We start from the raw sequence: 18694 nt of genomic DNA on the forward strand, positions 1-18694 counted from the left end.
TTAGGGAGTCTCCGGACTCCTTGACCGCGCACAGCTATGTCGGGGGCATGTTGAGCGGTGTCACGACTTGGACCGGTGACGTCGTAAAGCCGAAGTGAGCGCCCATGGCGCCGTGTTCCTTCATGACCACCTGACAGGCAGTGCGAACATCCGCACGCAGATCGTGGTGGAGCACCGCCGATATTCGCTTCTCCCCCAGCAACTTTCGATTGTCACCGTCGAGATCGTGGGCGATGAAGACACTGCACTCCCGGTTCAATTCTTCGAACGCGTCGACCGTGGCCAGGTTGCCACCACCGATCGAATACACGGCACGGATCTGCGGATCGGATTCGAGTGCCGCTCGCACCAATTTCCTACTCGTCTGATCCAGACCGTCACTGTTCGGAATGTCGATCAACCGTCGATGCGGAGCCGAGACTCGCATGGCGGAGCGAAATCCCATCTCCCGTTCTTCCTCCCCGCGGAAGAACCCACTGCTCATGCTGACCAGCACGTTGCCTTCCCGATCCCCCAGCCACTGATCTATCAAGTACGCGGCGGTGGCTCCAGCGGCTCGGTTGTCGATGCCGATGTAGGCGGCTCGCCTGCTGCTGGCAACGTCGGTCACCAACGTGACGACCGGAATCCTTGCCGCCACCAACCGGTCGATCGCCGCCACGACTTCCGGAGTGTCGGGAGCCTTGACGATGACTCCGTGGGAGCCACGCCGGCGAATCTTGTCGAGCGTCGACGTCATCGCTTCTACCGAACCGGTTTCACGAAAGTGAAACCTGGAACGAACTACAGCGGGTGCAAGGGTGGGCAGTTCGGCCTCGAGCGCGTCACGGACGGCGTCGGAAAACCTTGCAGGAGTTTGCAACACGACGTCGACGATGAACGTGCGACCGACCAGTTTCAGTTGCGAGCGTTGACGTTCCAGGTCCGTGATCGCCTGGCGAACCTCCGATCGTGTGCCGTCGCGAACTCCAGGACGGTCGTTGAGCACCCGGTCGACGGTGGCCTCACTCAGGCCCGACTGCTGAGCGATCTCCCGTACTTTGAATCGATGCGCCACAACTACCTCACGATGATGGATATTTGATGGTTTTTTGCTGTTGCTCGAGGTCTTCGTCACAGCCAGACTAAACCCATGACTTCTACGCCGGGCGTAACCAGGCCCGCACTCCTGGCCGACACCGTCTTACTGGTCAGTGGCGGCTCGCAAGGCGTCGGCGCCGGAATCGTACGCGCCGCAGTCCGTGAGGGCGCTCAGGTGGCTTTCACCGGCCGACGCCCGGACGTCGGAAAGGCTCTCGAGACAGAACTTCCGGGAACTCACTTCATCGAAGCCGATGTGGCACAGACGGATTCCGCGCTCGACAGCGTGGCCGAGACGATCTCTCACTTCGGCCGCGTGGATGCTCTGGTCAATTCCGCCGGGCTCACTTCACGCGGAACGCTGCTCGACACCACCGAAGAACTCTTCGACCAGCACATCGCGGTGAACCTTCGCGGTCCGTTCTTCACGATGCAGGCAACAGTCAAAGACATGCGCGAGCGTGCGGTCCCCGGGTCCATCGTCAACATCATCTCCACGTCCGAACTCGGCGGGCAGCCGTATCTCGCGCCGTACGTGGCAGCGAAGGCCGGGCTGGCGGGGCTGACCCGCAACGCGGCCCATGCGCATCGCTGGGATCGTATCCGGATCAACGGTCTCGACATCGGGTGGACACAGACCGAGGGTGAAGACCTCACGCAGAGAGCTTTTCACGACGCTGGTGACGACTGGCAGGAACGCGCGGGCAGCACCCTCCCCATGGGCAAGCTCGGACAGGTCGACGAAATCGCCGACTTCGTCGTCTTCCTGCTCTCCGATCGCAGCGGAGTCGTGACGGGTTCGATCATCGACTGGGACCAGAACGTCTTCGGAGGGCTGGACTGATGGGCGCTCGCATCGGAGTCGTCGGCCTCGGACGAATCGGCAGCTACCACGCCCGAAATCTACTGACGCTAAACGGCGTCGACGCACTGGTTGTCACCGATGTCGACGCACGTCGAACCTCGGACGTGGCAAGCGAACTCGACGTGGAGTCCGCTGCCGATCCCGACGCGCTTCTAGCGTCAAGCATCGACGGCGTTCTGATCGCCGCGTCGTCGAGTTCACATGCCGATTTGATCGAAGCCGCTGTCCGCCGAGACATCCCGACGTTCTGCGAAAAGCCGGTAGCAGACTCCATCGAATCCTCCGTTCGTGTACTCGCGACTGCCGAGCAGACGTCGGTGCCAGTCCAGATCGGATTTCAGCGCCGATTCGACCCGTCATTTGTGGCGGCGTACGACGCGGTTCGATCTGGAGAACTCGGTTGGATCCACACTCTCCGATCGACCACCCTCGACCCCGCTCCCCCGCCGATCTCGTACATCGAACACTCCGGCGGCATCTTCCGCGACTGCTCGATCCACGACTTCGACATCGTCCGGTGGATCAGCGGCCGCGAAGTCACCACTGTTTTTGCCACCGGCTCGAATCAGGGTGATCGCGGGATCGCCGATGCCGGTGACGTCGACACCGCCGCAACGGTTCTCACTTTCGAAGGCGGAACCATCGCGGTCGTGTCGAATACCCGCTACAACGGCCGCGGCTACGACTGCCGACTCGAGGTACTCGGCTCGGCGGACTCCGTCGTTGCCGGGCTGGACGACCGCTTGCCACTCCGCTCTCTCGACCCCGAAACATCGTTCCCCTCGAAGGAGCCGTACACGTTCTTCATGGACCGCTTCACGTCCGCCTACCGTGCGGAACTCGAAGCATTCCTCGGCGTTGTCGCCGGGCGTCGGGAATCACCGTGCACGCCCGCAGATGCGGTCGAGTCGGCCTGGATCTCCGAAGCTGCAACGCACTCTCTGCGCGAGGGTCGGCCCGTCACGATCACCGAAGTCAAAGATCTGTTCCTTCACGACAAGAATGAGGCACACACATGAGCACTCCTCGCATCGCCGGCGCACCGATCTCCTGGGGCGTGTGCGAAGTCCCGGGCTGGGGCTACCAGCTCGACCCTGCGCAAGTCCTCCGGGAAACGCGCGAAGTCGGTCTGGCGGCAACGGAAATCGGACCAGAGGGCTTTCTGCCGACTGCACCCGCCGAAATGGCCAAGGTGCTCGCGGATCACGATCTGAGCGCAGTCGGCGGGTTCGCACCGGTACTGCTGCATGATCGCGATCATGATCCGGTTCCCGGCATCTCCCCCATCCTCGATGGTTTCGTCGCCTCGGGTGCCGAAGTTTTGGTCCTGGCCGCCGCGACGGGTTCCGACGGCTACGATTCACGCCCGGAACTGGACGAGCAGAGTTGGAAAACCCTGCTGCACAATCTCGATCGCCTCACCGACGCCGCGGCCGAGCGCGGAATCAGGGCAGTTGTCCACCCTCACGTCGGAACGATGATCGAGCAGCGCGACGAGGTCCTGCGAGTGCTCGACGGCTCGGCCATCCCCCTGTGCCTGGACACCGGCCACCTGTTGATCGGCGGCACCGATCCGGTCGACCTGGCGCGTCAAGCTCCCGAGCGCATCACCCACGTGCATCTCAAGGACGTCGACGATGCCCTCGCATCACGCGTTCGCAGAGGTGAGCTCACCTACACCGACGGCGTGAAGGCGGGAATGTACCGTCCACTCGGTGGCGGCGACGTCGACATCGCCGGTGTCACAGCCATATTGCAGCGCCACGGTTTCGACGGGTGGTACGTGCTCGAGCAGGACACCATTCTGGCCGAAGCGCCGTCGGACGAGGGACCGGTGCGCGATGTGCGAGCGAGCGTCGAGTATCTGCGGTCGGTTCTGTGACACCTCCTACCCCGCTGCGGATAGGCATTCTGGGAGCCTCACGCATCGCCGAGAACGCGATGATCAAACCTGCAACGGCCACCGGGCACCGCCTGGTGGCCGTTGCCGCACGCGACCCCGAGCGGGCCAGAGCCTATGCGGCCCAGCATGGGATCGAACGGGTGGTCGGTTCGTACGCCGAGCTGATCTCGGATCCGGAGGTGGATGTCGTCTACAACGCGCTGCCCAACAGCCTGCACGGACCGTGGAATCTCGCCGCCGTTCAGGCCGGCAAGCACGTGCTGACGGAGAAACCGTTTTCGAGCAACGCGGTGGAAGCGCGTGCTGTAGCCGAGGCAGCACGCGCGAGCGGCGTGACGCTGCTCGAGGGGTTCCACTACCTCTTTCATCCGGTGAACCGGCGCCTGCTGGATCTGGTTCGAAGCGGCGCCGTCGGCGCGGTCACTCGGGTGGAAACCGTACTGCGGATGCCCACACCACCCGAGAACGACCCGCGGTGGGAGCTCGCCTTGGCAGGCGGGTCACTGATGGACCTGGGCTGCTACGGGTTACATGCTTCCCGGACGCTGAGTGACGTCTGTGGTGGTGCGCCAGTGGTGACCGAGACCCGCCACGAGGAATATGCTCCGAGGGTTGATTCGTGGTTCGACATCGAACTCGAATACCCCAGCGGCGCCACGGCATCCGTGGTGACCACGATGTTGGACGAGCGGTATCACTTCATCTTCCGAGTATTCGGCACTGAAGGAGACGTCCTGGTACACAACTTCCTGCAGCCGGACATCGACGACCGTGTCTCCGTCACGGCCGGTGGGCGCACGAGCGTCGAGCATCTGGGCACGAAGTCGTCGTACACCTATCAACTCGAAGCGTTCGCCGATCATCTGTCCGGGGTCTCGGCGCTGCCGATCGGGCCGGGCGACGCGGTAGCCAACATGACGATGATCGACGAGGCGTACATGCATTCCGGCCTCGGGGTTCGGCCGACGACCATCCTGTGACGAAACGACTACAGCCTCGGTTCGATTCGAACCGAGGCTGTAGTCGCGAGGTTTTGATCTAGCGGCGAAGCTCGTGGGTCAGCGTCTCGAGCTCGTCACCGCCCGCCATCTCCTTGGTCAGTTCTTCGAGTGAGATGTCGTCGTACTTGGCGTCGAGCTTCTGCCTGCCTCGGTTGAGGAGCACGAAGTGATCGCCGACCATGTACGCGTGGTGCGGATTGTGCGTGATGAAGATGACGCCGAATCCCTGTTCCTTGGCAGCGGTGATGTAGCGCAACACCATTCCCGACTGCTTGACGCCGAGCGCTGCTGTCGGCTCGTCGAGAATCAGCACGCGCGCGCCGAAGAAGATGGCGCGGGCGATGGCAACACACTGACGCTGACCGCCCGAGAGACTACCGATCGGTGCGTCGACGTCAGGTAGTTCGATGCCCATCTTCGACAGTTCCGAAAGAGTCGTCGCGCGCATGGCGTTGGCGTCGAGCGACTTGATCAGACCACCCTTGCGCAGTTCCTGCCCGAGGAAGAAGTTGCGCCACACCGGCATCAACGCAACGACGGCGAGGTCCTGATAGACCGTCGCGATGCCTTTGCCGAGAGCTTCTTTCGGCGAGTGGAACGTTGTCGGTTCACCGTCGACGAGTAGTTCACCTTCGCTCTGTTGGTGCAGACCGGCGATGATCTTGATCAGCGTGGACTTGCCTGCGCCGTTGTCACCGAGCACGCCTGTTACTTCACCCGCACCGACGCGCAGGTTGATTCCCTTGAGCGCGATGATGTTTCCGTATTGCTTACCGACGTCCTTGAGCTCGATCAGTGGCACGTTGCCGCCCGAGTTCGAGAGAGCGGGAACTTCAGCTGTGGTACTCATGTGTCACCTTTTCGCAGCGTAGTTGCGGAATGCGTTGTTGGCGATGACCGCGAACAGCAGCATGGCGCCGAGGAAGAACTTGAACCAGTCCGGGTTCCAGCCTGCGTAGACGATGCCCTGGTTGGTCATACCGAAGATGAATGCGCCGATCGCAGCGCCGATCGCGGTTCCGTAACCACCGGTGAGCAGGCAACCGCCGATGACTGCGGCGATGATGTACAGGAACTCGTTACCGACACCCTGACCGGACTGAACGGTGTTGAACGAGAACAGCAGATGCATGCCCACGAACCAGGCAGCAAAGCCGACGGTCATGAACAAACCGATCTTGACTGCGGTCACCGGGACACCGATCGCGCGGGCACTGTCCTGATTGCCGCCGACCGCGAAGATCCAGTTGCCGATCTTGGTCTTGAACAAAACAAATGTTGCAATCGCGGTGAACAGCAGCCACCACACGACCGTGATCTTGACGGACACCCCGAAGACCGAGAACGACGACGCGAATACCTTTTTCGCGGAATCGAATCCGGCCATGTCGGAGACGCTGGGTGTGGCCACCTGACCACTCACGAGCTTGGTGACGGCCAGGTTGATGCCGGTCAACATCAGGAACGAACTCAAGGTGATGAGGAAGCTGGGAATCTTCGTCTTCATGACGAGGTAGCCGTTGAAGAATCCGACGGCGAGCGAGACGACCAGCGCCAGAATCGCGCCCACCCACAGGTTGAGGTGCAGGTTGTAGGCGATCATCGACGCGGCGAGCGAGGACGTGGTGACTGCGACGCCGGCGGAGAGGTCGAACTCGCCGCCGATCATGAGCAGGGCGACCGCGCAAGCCATGATGCCGATCGTGGAGCTGGAGTAGAGCACTGTCGCAAGCGCTTCCGGCGTACGGAACGGTGCCGCGACGATACAGAAGAAGATGAAGATGGCGATGGCGCCGACAAGTGAACCCATCTCCGGGCGGAGCAGCAGACGCTGAATGCGCTTTTGCTCCTTCACCCGTTCATCGGTCACGACTTTATGGGCGGCAAGGTCGAGATCTGCCTGAGTGGACATGATTTCCCTTCCGTGCTGGACAGGCGCACGGAGGGCGGACTCTCAGCCCTCCGTGCGCCCGGATCAGCGAGTTCCGTTCTTGGCGTACTCGGCGACCGAGTCGATGTTGGTGTTGTCGATGAACGCGGGTCCAGTCAGGGTGGGCAAGCCACCACCGATCACGTTGCCGTTATTGAGGTAAAGCCACAGCGAATCGATGGCGAGGTAGCCCTGCAGGAAGGGTTGCTGGTCCACTGCCCACTGCACGTCACCGGATTTGATGGCGTCGACGAGCGCCGCGTTGGTGTCGAAGGTGACGACCTTAGCCTTGCTGCCCGCATTGCCGACCGACGTCACGGACGTCAATGCGAACGGCGCACCGAGCGCGAGAACTCGATCGATTGCCGGGTCCTGTTGAAGTTTCGCGGTGATGGTCGACTCCACCGACGGCATGTCCTTGCCGTTGACGTTGAGAATCTCCGTCGTTCCCTTGAACGACTTCTTCACACCGGCGCACCGTGATTCGAGGCTCACGTTGCCCTGCTCCTGAATCACGCACAGCACCTTGGTGGCACCTTCGGTGTTGAGTCGCTCGCCGGCAGCTTCACCGGCAATCGACTCGTCCTGACCGAAGTACTCCTTGACGCCCATGTCCTTCCAGGTTTCGAGGCCCGAGTTGAGGGCGACCACCGGAATGCCCGCGGCGGTGGCACTTTGGACCGCGGCAACCATGGCGTCGGGCTTCGCGAGGGTGACGGCGATCCCGTCGACCTTGCTGTCGATCGCACTCTGAACCAAGTTGGCCTGATTCGGCGCCTCGGGATCGGCGGAGTACCGAAGTTCGATGTTGTCCTTGGCCGCTGCGGTTTCGGCGCCCTTGCGCACCAGATCCCAGAACGTGTCACCGGGAACTTCGTGGGTGATCATCGCAATGGTGGCGCGGGGCGTGTCCGCCGTACCCGCGCCCATTCCGGATCCGGAAGAATCCGGCTTACCGCCGGTGCTGGAACAGGCGGCCAGACCCAAGACCACGACTGAGGCTCCGGCCAGTACGGCAACGCTCTTGCGTCCCGTGAGAAACGACATGTGAACTCCCTCTCGACATCAACCAACGGCCCGCGAACGGATGGTGCTCGGTTGTATGTGAAAGATGTAATACCCGTCACAGTCGAATGTCAATAGTTTGTTCTGACATTAGGACTGCTTATCAAAGACCGGACAAACGAGTTTAGGTCGAAAAACCAGGTCAACGCCCTACGAGTCCAGTTGAACCTCGAACTACAAGTTGTGGTTGCGCGACTATGTCCCCGCCCAAGAGTCCACTTCCGCCGTCGAGGCGTTCGGAGATTCGCTCCACCGCGGCGCCACCCAGAAACGCCGTGTCCTGCCCGACACTGGTCAGATCGATGTGCGCCAAACCTGCCAATGCACTGTTGTCGAATCCGATCACGGAGACGTCGCCGGGCACCGAGACTCCCGCACGCAAGAAGACGTCCAGGACTCCTAGCGCGCAACGATCATTGAAAGCGAAGACCGCACCGGGAATCCCTTGTTCGACCATCGACCGCGCGGCGTCCGCGCCGAACTCCTCCGTGAGGCCGCCGGGAAGTATCCGCGATTCCAGTCCGGCCGCCCGCATGGCCTTCCGGTAGCCCTGACGCCTCTCCTGGGCGCCCGGACCGCGTCCGCCGTCGACATGGACAATCGAGCGGTGCCCGAGTCCGACGAGATGATTCACGGCCATCACGGCGCCCGCCTCGTCGTCCGTGCGGACAACGTCCACCTGTGCTGAGGGCATCTTCCGGGCGAGCACGACGACGGGAACCTTGGCCGCCAGGTCGACGATCTCCGATTCCGGCGCCTGCGAACCCAACAGCAAGATCGCCTCGCATCGGTCGTCGAGCAGGGTGCGCACGGCGCGCGAGCCAGGCCTGCGGTCCGAGACGGCACTGAGAACGACGTCGTAGCGCAAGCGTTCGGCTGCGTCGTAGATCTCGTCGAGCAGCTCCGCGTGAAAGGTTTGCGCGGCAACATAACTGACACCGATCAGGCGGCTGCGATGCTGGCGCAGCAGTCGCGCCGCGTTGTCGGGTCGATAGCCGAGTTCGTCCGCGGCCGCCTTGACCCGTACCCGCGTCGCATCGCTGGCACCCGGGACATCACGAATGACGATGGACACCAGTGCGCGTGACACACCGGCCAGGTCTGCTACGTCTTGCAAGGTGGGGCGTCGACTGTTCACCTCCACAGACTAGATCGTTCCAGCGAATACACGCCGAAACGTTGACGCACGAGGCAACCAGCGCTTTACTGACACGACTAGAACGATCTAGTTCCTCATCCTCACTCCGAACGGAGCCCCCATGTCTGCCTCTGTTGCAGTCGGTCTGATCGGCGCTGGATGGATCGGCCGTTTCCACGGCGAGTCCGTCGCGCTGCGTATCCCCGGCACCCGTCTCGTCGCCGTCGCCGATCCTGCGCCCGGCGCTGCGGCGTCGTTGATCGAACGTGTCAGTCCCGACGCCCGCGCGTACACCGACGCCCTTGAGCTGATTACCGATCCGACCGTCGAAGCGGTGCTCATCAGTACGCCCGCATCAACTCACACCGATCTCGTGGTAGCAGCAGCGGAGGCCGGCAAGCATGTCTTCTGCGAAAAGCCGATGGCTTTGACACTCGAGGACGCCGATCGCGCAATCGGCGCATGCGCCGCGAACAATGTTGCGCTGCAGGTCGGTTTCAACCGGCGCTTCGCCGCCGACTTCGCCGCGGCACACGACGTGATCACCTCCGGTGGGATCGGGACACCGCAGCTACTTCGCTCTCTGACTCGCGATCCGGGAATCACCGCCGACGTCGCCTCTCGAGTCAAGCCGTGGACGATCTTCAACGAGACACTGATTCACGACTTCGACGCCCTGCTCTGGCTCAACCCGGGGGCACGCGTCGTCGAGGTGTTCGCGCAGGCCGATGCTCTCGTCCATCCGCAGTACAAGGAGCAGGGGTACCTCGATACGTCGATGGTTCAGTTGCGGTTCGACAACGGCGCCTTCGCGTCGGCCGAGGCCAACTTCCAGGCCACCTACGGTTACGACGTTCGCGGCGAGGTTTTCGGTTCCGGTGGAATGGTGAGTGCAGGCGAGGTCACGCGGACCGCGATGCGTCATTACAGCTCACCGGGCGTTCGGGCCGACACACCTCGGGTGAACATCGAACTGTTTCACGACGCCTATGTTGCCCAGCTAGCGCACTTCGCAGACTGCATCCGCTCCGGCAGCGCGCCGTCGGTCGACGGTCTCGATGCTCGCAACGCCCTGGAAATCGCACTGGCTGCAAAAGAATCCGTGGAAACCGGACTGCCCGTATCGCTGCTGTCGGTGCCGCAGTGAGCCCCTTCGATTTGGCAGTCTCTGCCGAGATGACGTTCACCGAACTCCCTGTCGTCGAACGCATTCGGCGGATCTCGGAGGCGGGGTTCGCAGCCGAGATCTGGAGTTGGCAAGACAAGGACCTCGATGCTCTGGTCGCCACCGGGGCTCGGTTCTCCTCGATGACCGGCTATCTTCACGGCGATTTGTTCGACGAAGCGGGCAGCGCCGAACTCGTACGTACAGCGGCGCTATGCCTCACGCCGGCAGCGAAACTCGGCGTTCCTCGGCTGAACTTCCATACCGGCGAGCTGATCGACGGACAGGCCGCGCGCCCGCAGTATCGAACTACGGGAGCGATGTGGCTGACGGCCCAACGCGCTCTCGAGAAGATCGCGCGACTGGGTGAAGACGCCGGAGTCGTCTTCTGCCTCGAGAATCTCAATACGATCGTCGATCACCCTGGCGTACCGATGGCCAGAGCCAAAGACACTCTGGCACTGGTGGAATCCGTCTCACACCCCAACCTCAAGATGATGCTCGACCTCTACCACGCACAGATCGGCGAAGGAAACCTCATCGAACTCGTGCGGCGTTGTGGTGACAACATCGGCGAGATTCAGGTGGCCGACGTACCCGGCCGATGCGAACCCGGAACCGGCGAGATCAACTACCCAGCCATCGCACGCGTTCTCGCCGAGCAGGGTTACACCGGCACGATCGGATTGGAGGGCTGGGCATCCGGAGACAGTGACACCGCACTCACTGCTTTCCGGAACGCCTTCACACTCTAGGCCTCCCCCGGGAACGTGATCCCTACCTGACGGCGGATCTCGTCGAGGATGTCGAGCGTCGCAATGGCCGCGTCGAGCGGATGGACCGGCGACTCGATATCCCCGGCGGTGATCCGCCGCGCCGCCTCGGCCGCCTCGAACGCGAGACCTCCGACGTATCCGTCGACCGGGTCGTCGTAGCGCGCAGATCTTCCGTCTCCGAGCCGGACCGTAAAGGACCCGGGGCGGTAGAACGTCGAGTCCAGAATGATCATCCCCTTGTCACCGCAGATCGACGCGGTGTTGGGCGTGTCAGCGAGGATGGTGGTGCTCAGACTGGCCTGAGCTACACCGGACCACGAGAGCACCGCGGAAATCTGGCCGTTCACTTGGTGGTTGGCCGGTTGGCCGAGAGCGAGAACCGAACTCGGAACACCTAGTACGCGATGCGCAAGACTGACCGGATAGGTCCCGAGGTCGAGAAGCGGCCCGCCCGCGAGCGCCGGATCGTAAATACGGTGATCGGTCTCGAACCGTTCACCGTGATCTGCCAGAACCGTACGTATGGTTCCCAGAAATCCAGCCTCGATGATCTGGTCGATCACGTCGAACTTGGGCAAGAACGACGTCCACATCGCTTCCATACAGAACAGTCCGAGCGCCGTTGCCCTCTCTCGAATGGCACGCCCCTGTGCACCGTTCAAGGCAAGCGGTTTTTCGATCACGACATGCTTGCCGTGATCCAATGCAGCCATCGCACAATCGAAATGGGCTGTGTGCGGCGTTGCAACATAGACGACGTCCACCTCCTCGGACGCAAGCAAAGCGCCGTAGCTACCGTGAGCGCATCGGATCCCCCATTGGTCCGCGAAGGCCTGAGCTCGGGCCAGTCCGCGCGAAGCAACTGCCTCCACCTCTTGAGCTGTATCGGTCTGCAGGGATTCCACGAAGCGCTGTGCAATCCAGCCGGGACCGAGGATCCCCCAGCACAAAGTCGGGGCGTCGATCGGATCGGCAACCCGGGTGCGAGGAAGTTCCAGAACAGTAGAAGTTGTCATGCCTCGAACTGTAGAGTCGAATCTCGAAATATGTAAGGACATTATGTTGTCCAGCTAAATTGGAACTGGATCAAGCTATTGAGCGAAGAATTCTGAGGTCTTTTTGATGGATTTCGGGGGTAGTTTCGATGGCTTCTCCTTGGCAGTCTTTGAGGTACAGCGCATCTTGAACACTGCAGGAAAGGTCCCCGAATGACTCGAGCACTGACCGACAACGCCGTGCCGTCCGCGGGTAGGTTGCACCGAGAAGATTGCAACATCGAAGACTTCGCCGCTCTGGTCGCACACGAGACAGACCCCGCCGATTACCCGTACGCCCATTCGGTGGCCGACGGCGTTCTTCTCTACCGCTCGGATGCTCTGGTCGACAAATTGTCGAATCCTGAAATCCGGGCGGAGATTCAGGACGAGATCGCCCGCGCGTTACTCACCGGTCCAGGCATCACGGTCTTCCAAGGCGCGTTCGACGCGGAGGTATTGGATCGCGCCAGTGCGGTCTTCCGTGAACTCATTGCGCGCCAACACGAATCCGGCGCGACGTCCGGGGATCACTTCGCCAGACCCGGAGCCAATGACCGGATCTGGGGAGCACAACTGAAGTTGGCGCTCGAAGATCCCAAGGCTTACGTCGACTACTACGCAAACAGCATTGTCGCTTTAGCTTCGGAAGCCTGGCTCGGCCCCATGTATCAGGTGACGTCAGACGTCAACGTCGTCAATCCCGGTGGCGCCGCACAGAATCCACATCGCGACTACCACCTCGGCTTCATGTCGAGCGACGTAGCCGCAAAGTTTCGGGCGCATGTTCACCGATTGACCCCGGCCCTCACCCTGCAAGGTGCCGTCGCCCACGTGGATATGCCTGCCGAAACGGGCCCGACGAAGTATCTGCCGTACTCCCAGCAATACGAATCCGGATACCTCGCGTTCGAGCGTCCCGAGTTCAAGGAGTTCTTCGAAGCCAACTACGTCCAATTACCTTTGAAGAAGGGAGATGCCGTCTTCTTCAACCCAGCACTATTCCACGCCGCCGGCCACAACAAGTCCGCGGACGTCCTGCGTATGGCAAATCTTCTCCAGGTGTCGTCGGCCTTCGGTCGAGCCCTCGGAACCATCGACCGGGAGGCACTCGTCAACGCGATCTATCCTGCACTGCTCGCTCTCAGCGAGGCGGGGTCCGACGAGGCAGTTCGGTGCGCCGTCGCCGCCTCGGCCGAGGGCTACGCCTTCCCGACCAATCTGGACCGAGACCAACCGATCGACGGCCTCGCGCCTCAGACGCAGGCCGAACTCGTGACGGAGGCGGTTCGCGAGCGGATCTCACCTGATCGACTGGCCGATCTACTGAAGGCACAGTCCGAGAGACGAATGAGCTGAGGAGACTTGGCAGGACGGCCTGACCACAGCGAAGGAGTCCCTGTGTCGAATAGCCGCGCGTTTTTCGCACTGATGTTGGGCCATGCGCCGTCCGGAATGGCCGAAATGCCGTTTGAAGGCGGTCGGTCGGTACGCTCGAAGCATGGGGTGGGACTTGTTAGTGCTGTTCGCCATGATCGGCCCGTTGGCCGTATTCGGGTGGGCGGCTGTCCGGGCGAAGCGCCGCGGACTCGGCGGATCGTTCGTCGGGCCGTTTCAGGAGATGTTCGATCCCGGCGCTGCGCGAGCCCAGACCGTCATCGAACAGATCGCGGAACTACCGGCCCCTGCGGACTCCGGCGACCCGGACGACGACGTGCCGTACACAGTCACCTACGAGGGTGTTCGACTCCACATCAACCCAGGTCAGGCTCGACAGCGTGGAGGCGAAGGGACCGCCAAGCGAGCTGAGTGAAAGTTGCACCAGATCCAATGTTCAGACAGCGGTCCGCGACGCCCGAGAGTAAATCGGCAATGTACTGCAGTGAGAAACACAACGGTCGAACGCGAACACTCTCGTTGCGTTGGGCAGGAGCAGAGCGGAACATGAACCTCATGCCTGTCTCCGAACTTCTCCGCCTAGGTACCGCGCAACCGATCATTCGCTGGGGCACCCCTGTCCTTCATGCGCCTGCTCGGCCAGTGACTGAATTCGGCAGCGATCTCCAAGATCTGCTGGCAGACATGTTCGCTACCAACACCGCCGCACACGGCGCAGGACTCGCAGCTCAACAGATCGGCGTCGACCTCGCGGTGTTCATCTACGACTGCACCGACGAAGTAGGGACGCAACGCACCGGCGTCGTCTGCAATCCGGTCGTCGACCTTCCTGAAGGAGTCCACCGGCAGCTAGTCGACTACGGCGAAGGCTGTCTGTCCCTTCCCGGTTCATACACTGACCTCGCACGACCCGACTTCTCCACCTGTCGCGGAAACGATCAATACGGCAACTCGATCGAAATCACTGCAGGTGGCACCCTCGGGCGCTGCTTCCAACACGAGACTGACCACATCAACGGCATTGTCTTCGGCGACCGACTTCCAACGCGCAAACGCAAACAGCTCTATCGCGACCACGACGAAGTATCGGACCAATACACAGCCCATTGGCCGGCGTGTCAAGCGACCAGTCGGCTTAGAGGTGGAACCAGATAGCCCTACGCCGTTGGCCGGCCGAACCACATGGACAGCTGAGTATCCAACTCCGCCTGCGAATCCCCGACCCATGCCACATGACCGTCCGGCCGAAGCAGGACAGCCGGAGCGTTCAATTCAGTGCTTGTGTCAACGATGTGGTCGGCGCGATCGCTCCAACCATCGACGGACAGTTGGCCACCCTGGTCGAGAAGAAGTCCGCGGCCGGATCGCATCAGGTCGTACAGGTTGCCGCGCGTCAACGCGATGTTCCGCAGCCTCCGACCGAGTAGGTCGTCACCTTCGCCGAAGTCGTAGCGAATCGAGATCGCAGTGATCTTCTCGGTCAGATAACGCTTGACGTCTTCGAAGTCCATCAACTCGGAGATCAAGCGTCGCACAGCTTGTGGACCGGCTGCGGTGGAGATCAGCTCCGCCTGCGCGCGCGTGTTGTCGAGAACGTCGGCAGCCACCGGACGCCGTTCCGATTCGTACGTGTCGAGCAGGCTCTCCGGCGCCCAACCGTTAATCTCTGCGGCGAGCTTCCAGCCGAGGTTGAAGGCATCTTGGACACCGAGATTGAGGCCTTGTCCGCCCATCGGTGGGTGGATGTGTGCGGCATCGCCGGCGAGGAACACCCGGTCACGCCGGTAGTGCTCCGCCAGACGGGTGGCGTCACCGAAGCGCGAGAGCCACCGCGGTGAGTGCACACCGAAGTCGGTGCCCGCAATGGCCAGTAGCTGTTGCTTGATGTCGTCGAGGGTGGTGGGAACCGCGCGACCGTCGGCAACTTCGGCCGCGGGTACCACGACGCGAAAAGCACCATTGCCGGCGGGACCGACTCCGAATCGTTTGTGCGTTTCCCGGATTTCGGCGACAACGGCGGCCAGTTCATCAGCCGGCATGGTCACGTCCATTTCGCCGATCAACGTGTCGGCGCTCGACGGCTCGCCGGGAAACCCGACGTCGATCAGCTTCCGAACAGTGCTGCGGCCGCCGTCGCAGCCCACGAGATAACGCGCGTGAAGTGTTGTGCCGTCGGACAATTCCGCTGTGACGCTATCGGTATCTTGACGGATCGCGACGACGCGCTTTCCTCGCTGAATGTCCGCACCGACTTCGGTGGCATGTTCGGCAAGAATCCTGTCGATCTCGGGCTGAGGAATGCCCAGTACGTACCCGTGCGCAGTATCGAGGTGCGCCGGTGCCGGTTTGCTGATCCCCGCGAAGAATCCACCGAGCGGATATTTGCGGCCGTGCGCGAGGAACTTGTCCAGCAACCCGCGCTGCTCCATGATTTCGATGCTGCGCACATGGATACCGAGGGCACGGACGAACTGAGTCGGCTCCTCGTCCTTGTCCACGACGACGACATCGACGCCCTGCAGCCGGAGCTCACCTGCCAGCATCAATCCAGTTGGTCCAGCACCGACAATGATGACATCACTCATGCGATCCCCTCCTTCGGGCAAGGCTTTTGCTTGCTCGCAGCAGACGAGTGTGCACCATCACCGGGGCCTTGCCGCAAGCCCCGGGTCCCGCGTTATGATGAAAGTGGCGGAAGACGCTTCATCAGCGCACCAACACCACAGCACCTGTATCGCGTGGGAGCCGCCAACTCTCGATCACCGTCGGCACCAGCATGGCCCCGAGAACACCCAGCGTCAGAGAAAACGGCACTCCGCCGCTCAGATCCCCCGACTCCGCCAACGGTGTGCAGAGCGTGATCACCAACGCGGACAGTGCAATACCTAGACCGGATGCCAACTCTTGCAGCGTTGCATGCAGAGTATTGGCATCGGTCAGCTCACCCGAGTCGACGTCGGCGAACGCCAAGCTGTTGTACGCGGTGAACCCGATGGATCGCAACGCGCCACTGACAAACAGTGCAACAGCGATAACGACGTCCGGTGTCGTCGACGAGATCAGTACCAGCGCACCGAAGCACACCACCGACAGAACTCCGTTTCCCACCAGAACTCGTCTGATCCCGAATCTGCGCATGAGCGGAGTGGTGAGCGGTTTGATCGCGATATTCCCCGCGAACAGAGCCATCACCAGCAGACCGGCCTTGAACGCCGACATTCCGAATCCCACTTGGAACAACAACGGCAGCACAAACGGCACGCCCATGATCACGAGCCGGTACAGCGAGCCGCTCGACGCGACGAGCCGAAACGATCGAAGTCGGAGGACGCCGAGCGCGATGAGCGGATGATCCGACCGGACGAGGTGAATGACGGCCAAGCTCAACAAGATCAGAGCCGCAACGATCCCGAGGCCCACTCGTAGCCAGTCGGTTCCGGCACTGTGCACGCTGTCGAGCGCCACGACAAGCACTGCGACGCCTGCTCCGATCACCACCAATCCCAGCCAGTCGAGGCTCCGTTTCTGCGTTTGCCGAATGTCGGGCACCATGCGCAATGCCAGCAGAAACCCGACGATCCCGATCGGAACGTTGATCAGAAAGATCCAGCGCCACGAAGCGATCGACACGATGGCTCCACCCACAGCGGGCGCAAGAACCGGCGCTGTGAGCGCCGGCCACGTCAAGTAAGCGATAGCCCGTACGAGTTCCGCCTTCGACGTCACCCGCAATACTGCGAGCCGCCCTACCGGCACCATCATGGCGCCGCCTACCCCTTGTAAAGCACGCATTCCCACCAGCATCGGGAGGGAGGTGCTCAGTGCACATCCCACCGATGCCACCGCGAAAACAGCTATGGCAGAGATGAAGACACGTCGCGTTCCGAACCTGTCGGCCATCCATCCGCTCGCCGGGATCAGGACGGCCAACACCAGGAGGTACGAAGAAACGGCGACATTGACGTCGACGGCATCAACTCCGAAAGATTGGGCGATCGACGGCAGTGCCGTTGCGAGAATCGTCGCGTCCAGCATCTCCATGAACAGCGCTGCTGCCACAAGCAGCGCCAGTCCGCGGGGAAATGTCACTGCACCAGAGCCTTTCGGAGGAGCTGTGGATCAGCCGAGAGAAATCCAGCTGCCGGAGGTCACCGAGGCGACCATCGCGTCCAGGGCCTGTGCGGACGCGACTGCATCAGCGATGGTCGCGCCCTGCGGCGCTCCGTCCACGATCGAGGCGATGAAATTGCGAGCCTCGATCACTTTCAGGTCGTCGTAGCCCATCGCGTTGGCCGCGCCAGGCTGGAAGCGGCCGAACTCACCGGACTCGGGGCCGACCAGAACCGTCGTGACGGATTGGTCCTGGTACTTCGAGCCGAGGCTGGTGCCCAGTTCACCCATCCGGCGGTAGTCCCAGAACACGGCACCTTTCGTGCCGTGAATCTCGAATCCGTAATTGTTCTGCTCTCCCACGGCGACGCGGCATGCTTCGAGGGTGCACCGGCCACCCGACCCGAGGCGCAGCAGTGCGCTGACGAAGTCTTCGTTCTCGACAGCCCCCATCTCCCCACCGCTGGCCCGCGCATGTCCACTGGTAGCGGCGGACGGACGCGCACGCTCCGGGATGAAGATCGCAGTATCCGCAACGAGAGCGTCGACGTCACCGAGAAGATGACGAATCAGATCGATGCCGTGCGAAGCCAAGTCGCCCAGGACGCCGGCGCCGCCGCGCTCCCGCTCGTATCGCCAACTCAAAGCACCTTCAGGGTGGGCCGCATAGTCGCTGAGGAAACGAAAACGCGAGTGCGTGATCGTGCCCAACTCCCCTGAGTCGATCAGGCTCTTTGCCAGGGCCACAGCCGGCGCGTTTCGGTAGTTGAAGCCGACGGTCGACTGCACACCGGCCTTCGAGACTGCTACGGCAACAGCTTTGGCGTCTTCCGTGGACAAGCCGACGGGCTTCTCGATCCAGATGTGTTTGCCGGCCTCTGCCATTGCGACGCCGATTTCACGGTGCAAGAAGTTCGGGGCCGTGATGCTCACCGCGTCGATGGCCGGATCGGCTGCGATATCGCGCCAATCCTGGGTGAAAGCTTCGAAACCGAACTGGTCCGCTGCTTCCTCCCCTCTGCCAGGCACCTCGTCGGCGACGGCGGCCAGGCGGATCACGGGAAGCTGCGGATAGTGCTGCCGCAGACGCAGATACGCCTGCGTGTGGACGCGGCCCATCCATCCGAATCCGGCAACTGCTACTGAAATGCCTGTCATGAGGCTCCGTTCGGGTCAAATGATCGAAGGATCGCAGAAATGCTGGGATCACAAATCACCCCCACTGACTC

18 protein-coding genes are annotated in these 18694 nt (G+C 62.0%); 9 read left to right on the forward strand and 9 right to left on the reverse strand.

Going from position 1 to position 18694, the window contains the following annotated elements:
* Positions 1-34: 34 nt before the first annotated feature.
* Entirely contained in the window at positions 35-1057 is a 1023-nt protein-coding gene (locus tag M1L53_RS16215; RefSeq protein WP_054188156.1) for a LacI family DNA-binding transcriptional regulator, read from the reverse strand.
* A 75-nt stretch (positions 1058-1132) separates the two neighbouring features.
* Here M1L53_RS16215 and M1L53_RS16220 point away from each other — a divergent pair, with 75 nt between their 5' ends.
* The 4 genes from M1L53_RS16220 to M1L53_RS16235 are packed head-to-tail and all read left to right on the forward strand — an operon-like array spanning position 1133 to position 4828.
* Positions 1133-1924 carry an SDR family oxidoreductase gene (locus M1L53_RS16220; RefSeq protein WP_054188155.1) on the forward strand — a complete coding sequence of 264 codons (792 nt, stop codon included), beginning with the start codon at positions 1133-1135 and terminating at the stop codon, positions 1922-1924.
* Entirely contained in the window at positions 1924-2964 is a 1041-nt protein-coding gene (locus M1L53_RS16225) for a Gfo/Idh/MocA family oxidoreductase (RefSeq protein WP_054188154.1), read from the forward strand. Before M1L53_RS16220 ends, M1L53_RS16225 begins: the two co-directional genes overlap by 1 nt.
* On the forward strand, positions 2961-3827 hold the full coding sequence (locus M1L53_RS16230) for a TIM barrel protein (protein ID WP_054188153.1): 867 nt from the start codon (positions 2961-2963) through the stop codon (positions 3825-3827). Before M1L53_RS16225 ends, M1L53_RS16230 begins: the two co-directional genes overlap by 4 nt.
* Positions 3824-4828, forward strand: coding sequence for a Gfo/Idh/MocA family protein (locus tag M1L53_RS16235; RefSeq protein WP_083471218.1), 1005 nt, complete (start codon positions 3824-3826; stop codon positions 4826-4828). Before M1L53_RS16230 ends, M1L53_RS16235 begins: the two co-directional genes overlap by 4 nt.
* A 58-nt stretch (positions 4829-4886) precedes the next feature.
* Here the strand turns inward: M1L53_RS16235 and M1L53_RS16240 are convergent, their stop codons facing one another.
* From M1L53_RS16240 to M1L53_RS16255, 4 genes are all read right to left on the reverse strand, one after another.
* Entirely contained in the window at positions 4887-5699 is an 813-nt protein-coding gene (locus tag M1L53_RS16240; protein WP_007727336.1) for an ATP-binding cassette domain-containing protein, read from the reverse strand.
* A 3-nt stretch (positions 5700-5702) separates the two neighbouring features.
* Positions 5703-6761, reverse strand: coding sequence for an ABC transporter permease (locus M1L53_RS16245; RefSeq protein WP_003940759.1), 1059 nt, complete (start codon positions 6759-6761; stop codon positions 5703-5705).
* 63 nt (positions 6762-6824) lie between these two features.
* On the reverse strand, positions 6825-7826 hold the full coding sequence (locus M1L53_RS16250) for a substrate-binding domain-containing protein (RefSeq protein WP_007727338.1): 1002 nt from the start codon (positions 7824-7826) through the stop codon (positions 6825-6827).
* A 160-nt stretch (positions 7827-7986) separates the two neighbouring features.
* Positions 7987-8988, reverse strand: a complete 1002-nt coding sequence (locus tag M1L53_RS16255) for a LacI family DNA-binding transcriptional regulator (RefSeq protein ID WP_054188152.1) — start codon at positions 8986-8988, stop codon at positions 7987-7989.
* A 115-nt stretch (positions 8989-9103) separates the two neighbouring features.
* Between M1L53_RS16255 and M1L53_RS16260 the strand changes: the two genes are divergently transcribed.
* Together M1L53_RS16260 and M1L53_RS16265 are read left to right on the forward strand one after the other, a co-directional pair.
* Positions 9104-10129, forward strand: coding sequence for a Gfo/Idh/MocA family oxidoreductase (locus tag M1L53_RS16260; RefSeq protein WP_042449651.1), 1026 nt, complete (start codon positions 9104-9106; stop codon positions 10127-10129).
* The gene (locus M1L53_RS16265; RefSeq protein ID WP_080726629.1) at positions 10126-10902 is read left to right on the forward strand and encodes a TIM barrel protein; all 777 of its coding nucleotides are present in this window, start codon (positions 10126-10128) and stop codon (positions 10900-10902) included. The genes M1L53_RS16260 and M1L53_RS16265 overlap by 4 nt, the downstream gene beginning before the upstream one ends.
* On the opposite strand, the gene M1L53_RS16270 is transcribed toward M1L53_RS16265, so the two are convergent.
* The gene (locus tag M1L53_RS16270) at positions 10899-11939 is read right to left on the reverse strand and encodes a Gfo/Idh/MocA family protein (RefSeq protein ID WP_054188151.1); all 1041 of its coding nucleotides are present in this window, start codon (positions 11937-11939) and stop codon (positions 10899-10901) included. The two genes, M1L53_RS16265 and M1L53_RS16270, sit on opposite strands and share 4 nt — an antisense overlap.
* Positions 11940-12131: 192 nt before the next feature.
* Between M1L53_RS16270 and M1L53_RS16275 the strand changes: the two genes are divergently transcribed.
* The 3 genes from M1L53_RS16275 (at position 12132) to def (ending at position 14510) form a co-directional block, all read left to right on the forward strand.
* Positions 12132-13316, forward strand: coding sequence for a phytanoyl-CoA dioxygenase family protein (locus M1L53_RS16275; protein ID WP_054188150.1), 1185 nt, complete (start codon positions 12132-12134; stop codon positions 13314-13316).
* A 142-nt stretch (positions 13317-13458) separates the two neighbouring features.
* Complete coding sequence (locus M1L53_RS16280) at positions 13459-13770, forward strand: hypothetical protein (protein ID WP_054188182.1); 312 nt, start codon at positions 13459-13461, stop codon at positions 13768-13770.
* 131 nt (positions 13771-13901) lie between these two features.
* A complete protein-coding gene (def, locus tag M1L53_RS16285) occupies positions 13902-14510 on the forward strand; it encodes a peptide deformylase (RefSeq protein WP_228232563.1) in 609 nt (202 codons plus the stop codon).
* A 2-nt stretch (positions 14511-14512) separates the two neighbouring features.
* Here def and iri read toward each other — a convergent pair whose 3' ends face one another.
* From iri to M1L53_RS16300, 3 genes are all read right to left on the reverse strand, one after another.
* Positions 14513-15940 carry a rifampin monooxygenase Iri gene (gene iri, locus M1L53_RS16290; protein WP_050654865.1) on the reverse strand — a complete coding sequence of 476 codons (1428 nt, stop codon included), beginning with the start codon at positions 15938-15940 and terminating at the stop codon, positions 14513-14515.
* Between the two features lie 121 nt (positions 15941-16061).
* Positions 16062-17444, reverse strand: a complete 1383-nt coding sequence (locus M1L53_RS16295) for an MFS transporter (protein WP_083471216.1) — start codon at positions 17442-17444, stop codon at positions 16062-16064.
* A gap of 30 nt (positions 17445-17474) precedes the next feature.
* Positions 17475-18623 carry a Gfo/Idh/MocA family protein gene (locus M1L53_RS16300; protein ID WP_021332507.1) on the reverse strand — a complete coding sequence of 383 codons (1149 nt, stop codon included), beginning with the start codon at positions 18621-18623 and terminating at the stop codon, positions 17475-17477.
* Positions 18624-18694: the final 71 nt, after the last annotated feature.

Source organism: Rhodococcus sp. T9N (genome assembly GCF_024436645.1).
GTDB lineage: Bacteria > Actinomycetota > Actinomycetes > Mycobacteriales > Mycobacteriaceae > Rhodococcus_F > Rhodococcus_F qingshengii.

Coding starts and splice junctions, on each gene's coding strand:
- M1L53_RS16260 (WP_042449651.1), top strand. CDS start 9,104: ATGTCTGCCTCTGTTGCAGTCGGTCTGATCGGCGCTGGATGGATCGGC.
- M1L53_RS16300 (WP_021332507.1), bottom strand. CDS start 18,623: ATGACAGGCATTTCAGTAGCAGTTGCCGGATTCGGATGGATGGGCCGC.
- M1L53_RS16240 (WP_007727336.1), bottom strand. CDS start 5,699: ATGAGTACCACAGCTGAAGTTCCCGCTCTCTCGAACTCGGGCGGCAAC.
- def (WP_228232563.1), top strand. CDS start 13,902: ATGAACCTCATGCCTGTCTCCGAACTTCTCCGCCTAGGTACCGCGCAA.
- iri (WP_050654865.1), bottom strand. CDS start 15,940: ATGAGTGATGTCATCATTGTCGGTGCTGGACCAACTGGATTGATGCTG.
- M1L53_RS16275 (WP_054188150.1), top strand. CDS start 12,132: ATGACTCGAGCACTGACCGACAACGCCGTGCCGTCCGCGGGTAGGTTG.
- M1L53_RS16250 (WP_007727338.1), bottom strand. CDS start 7,826: ATGTCGTTTCTCACGGGACGCAAGAGCGTTGCCGTACTGGCCGGAGCC.
- M1L53_RS16230 (WP_054188153.1), top strand. CDS start 2,961: ATGAGCACTCCTCGCATCGCCGGCGCACCGATCTCCTGGGGCGTGTGC.
- M1L53_RS16280 (WP_054188182.1), top strand. CDS start 13,459: ATGGGGTGGGACTTGTTAGTGCTGTTCGCCATGATCGGCCCGTTGGCC.
- M1L53_RS16225 (WP_054188154.1), top strand. CDS start 1,924: ATGGGCGCTCGCATCGGAGTCGTCGGCCTCGGACGAATCGGCAGCTAC.
- M1L53_RS16270 (WP_054188151.1), bottom strand. CDS start 11,939: ATGACAACTTCTACTGTTCTGGAACTTCCTCGCACCCGGGTTGCCGAT.
- M1L53_RS16220 (WP_054188155.1), top strand. CDS start 1,133: ATGACTTCTACGCCGGGCGTAACCAGGCCCGCACTCCTGGCCGACACC.
- M1L53_RS16245 (WP_003940759.1), bottom strand. CDS start 6,761: ATGTCCACTCAGGCAGATCTCGACCTTGCCGCCCATAAAGTCGTGACC.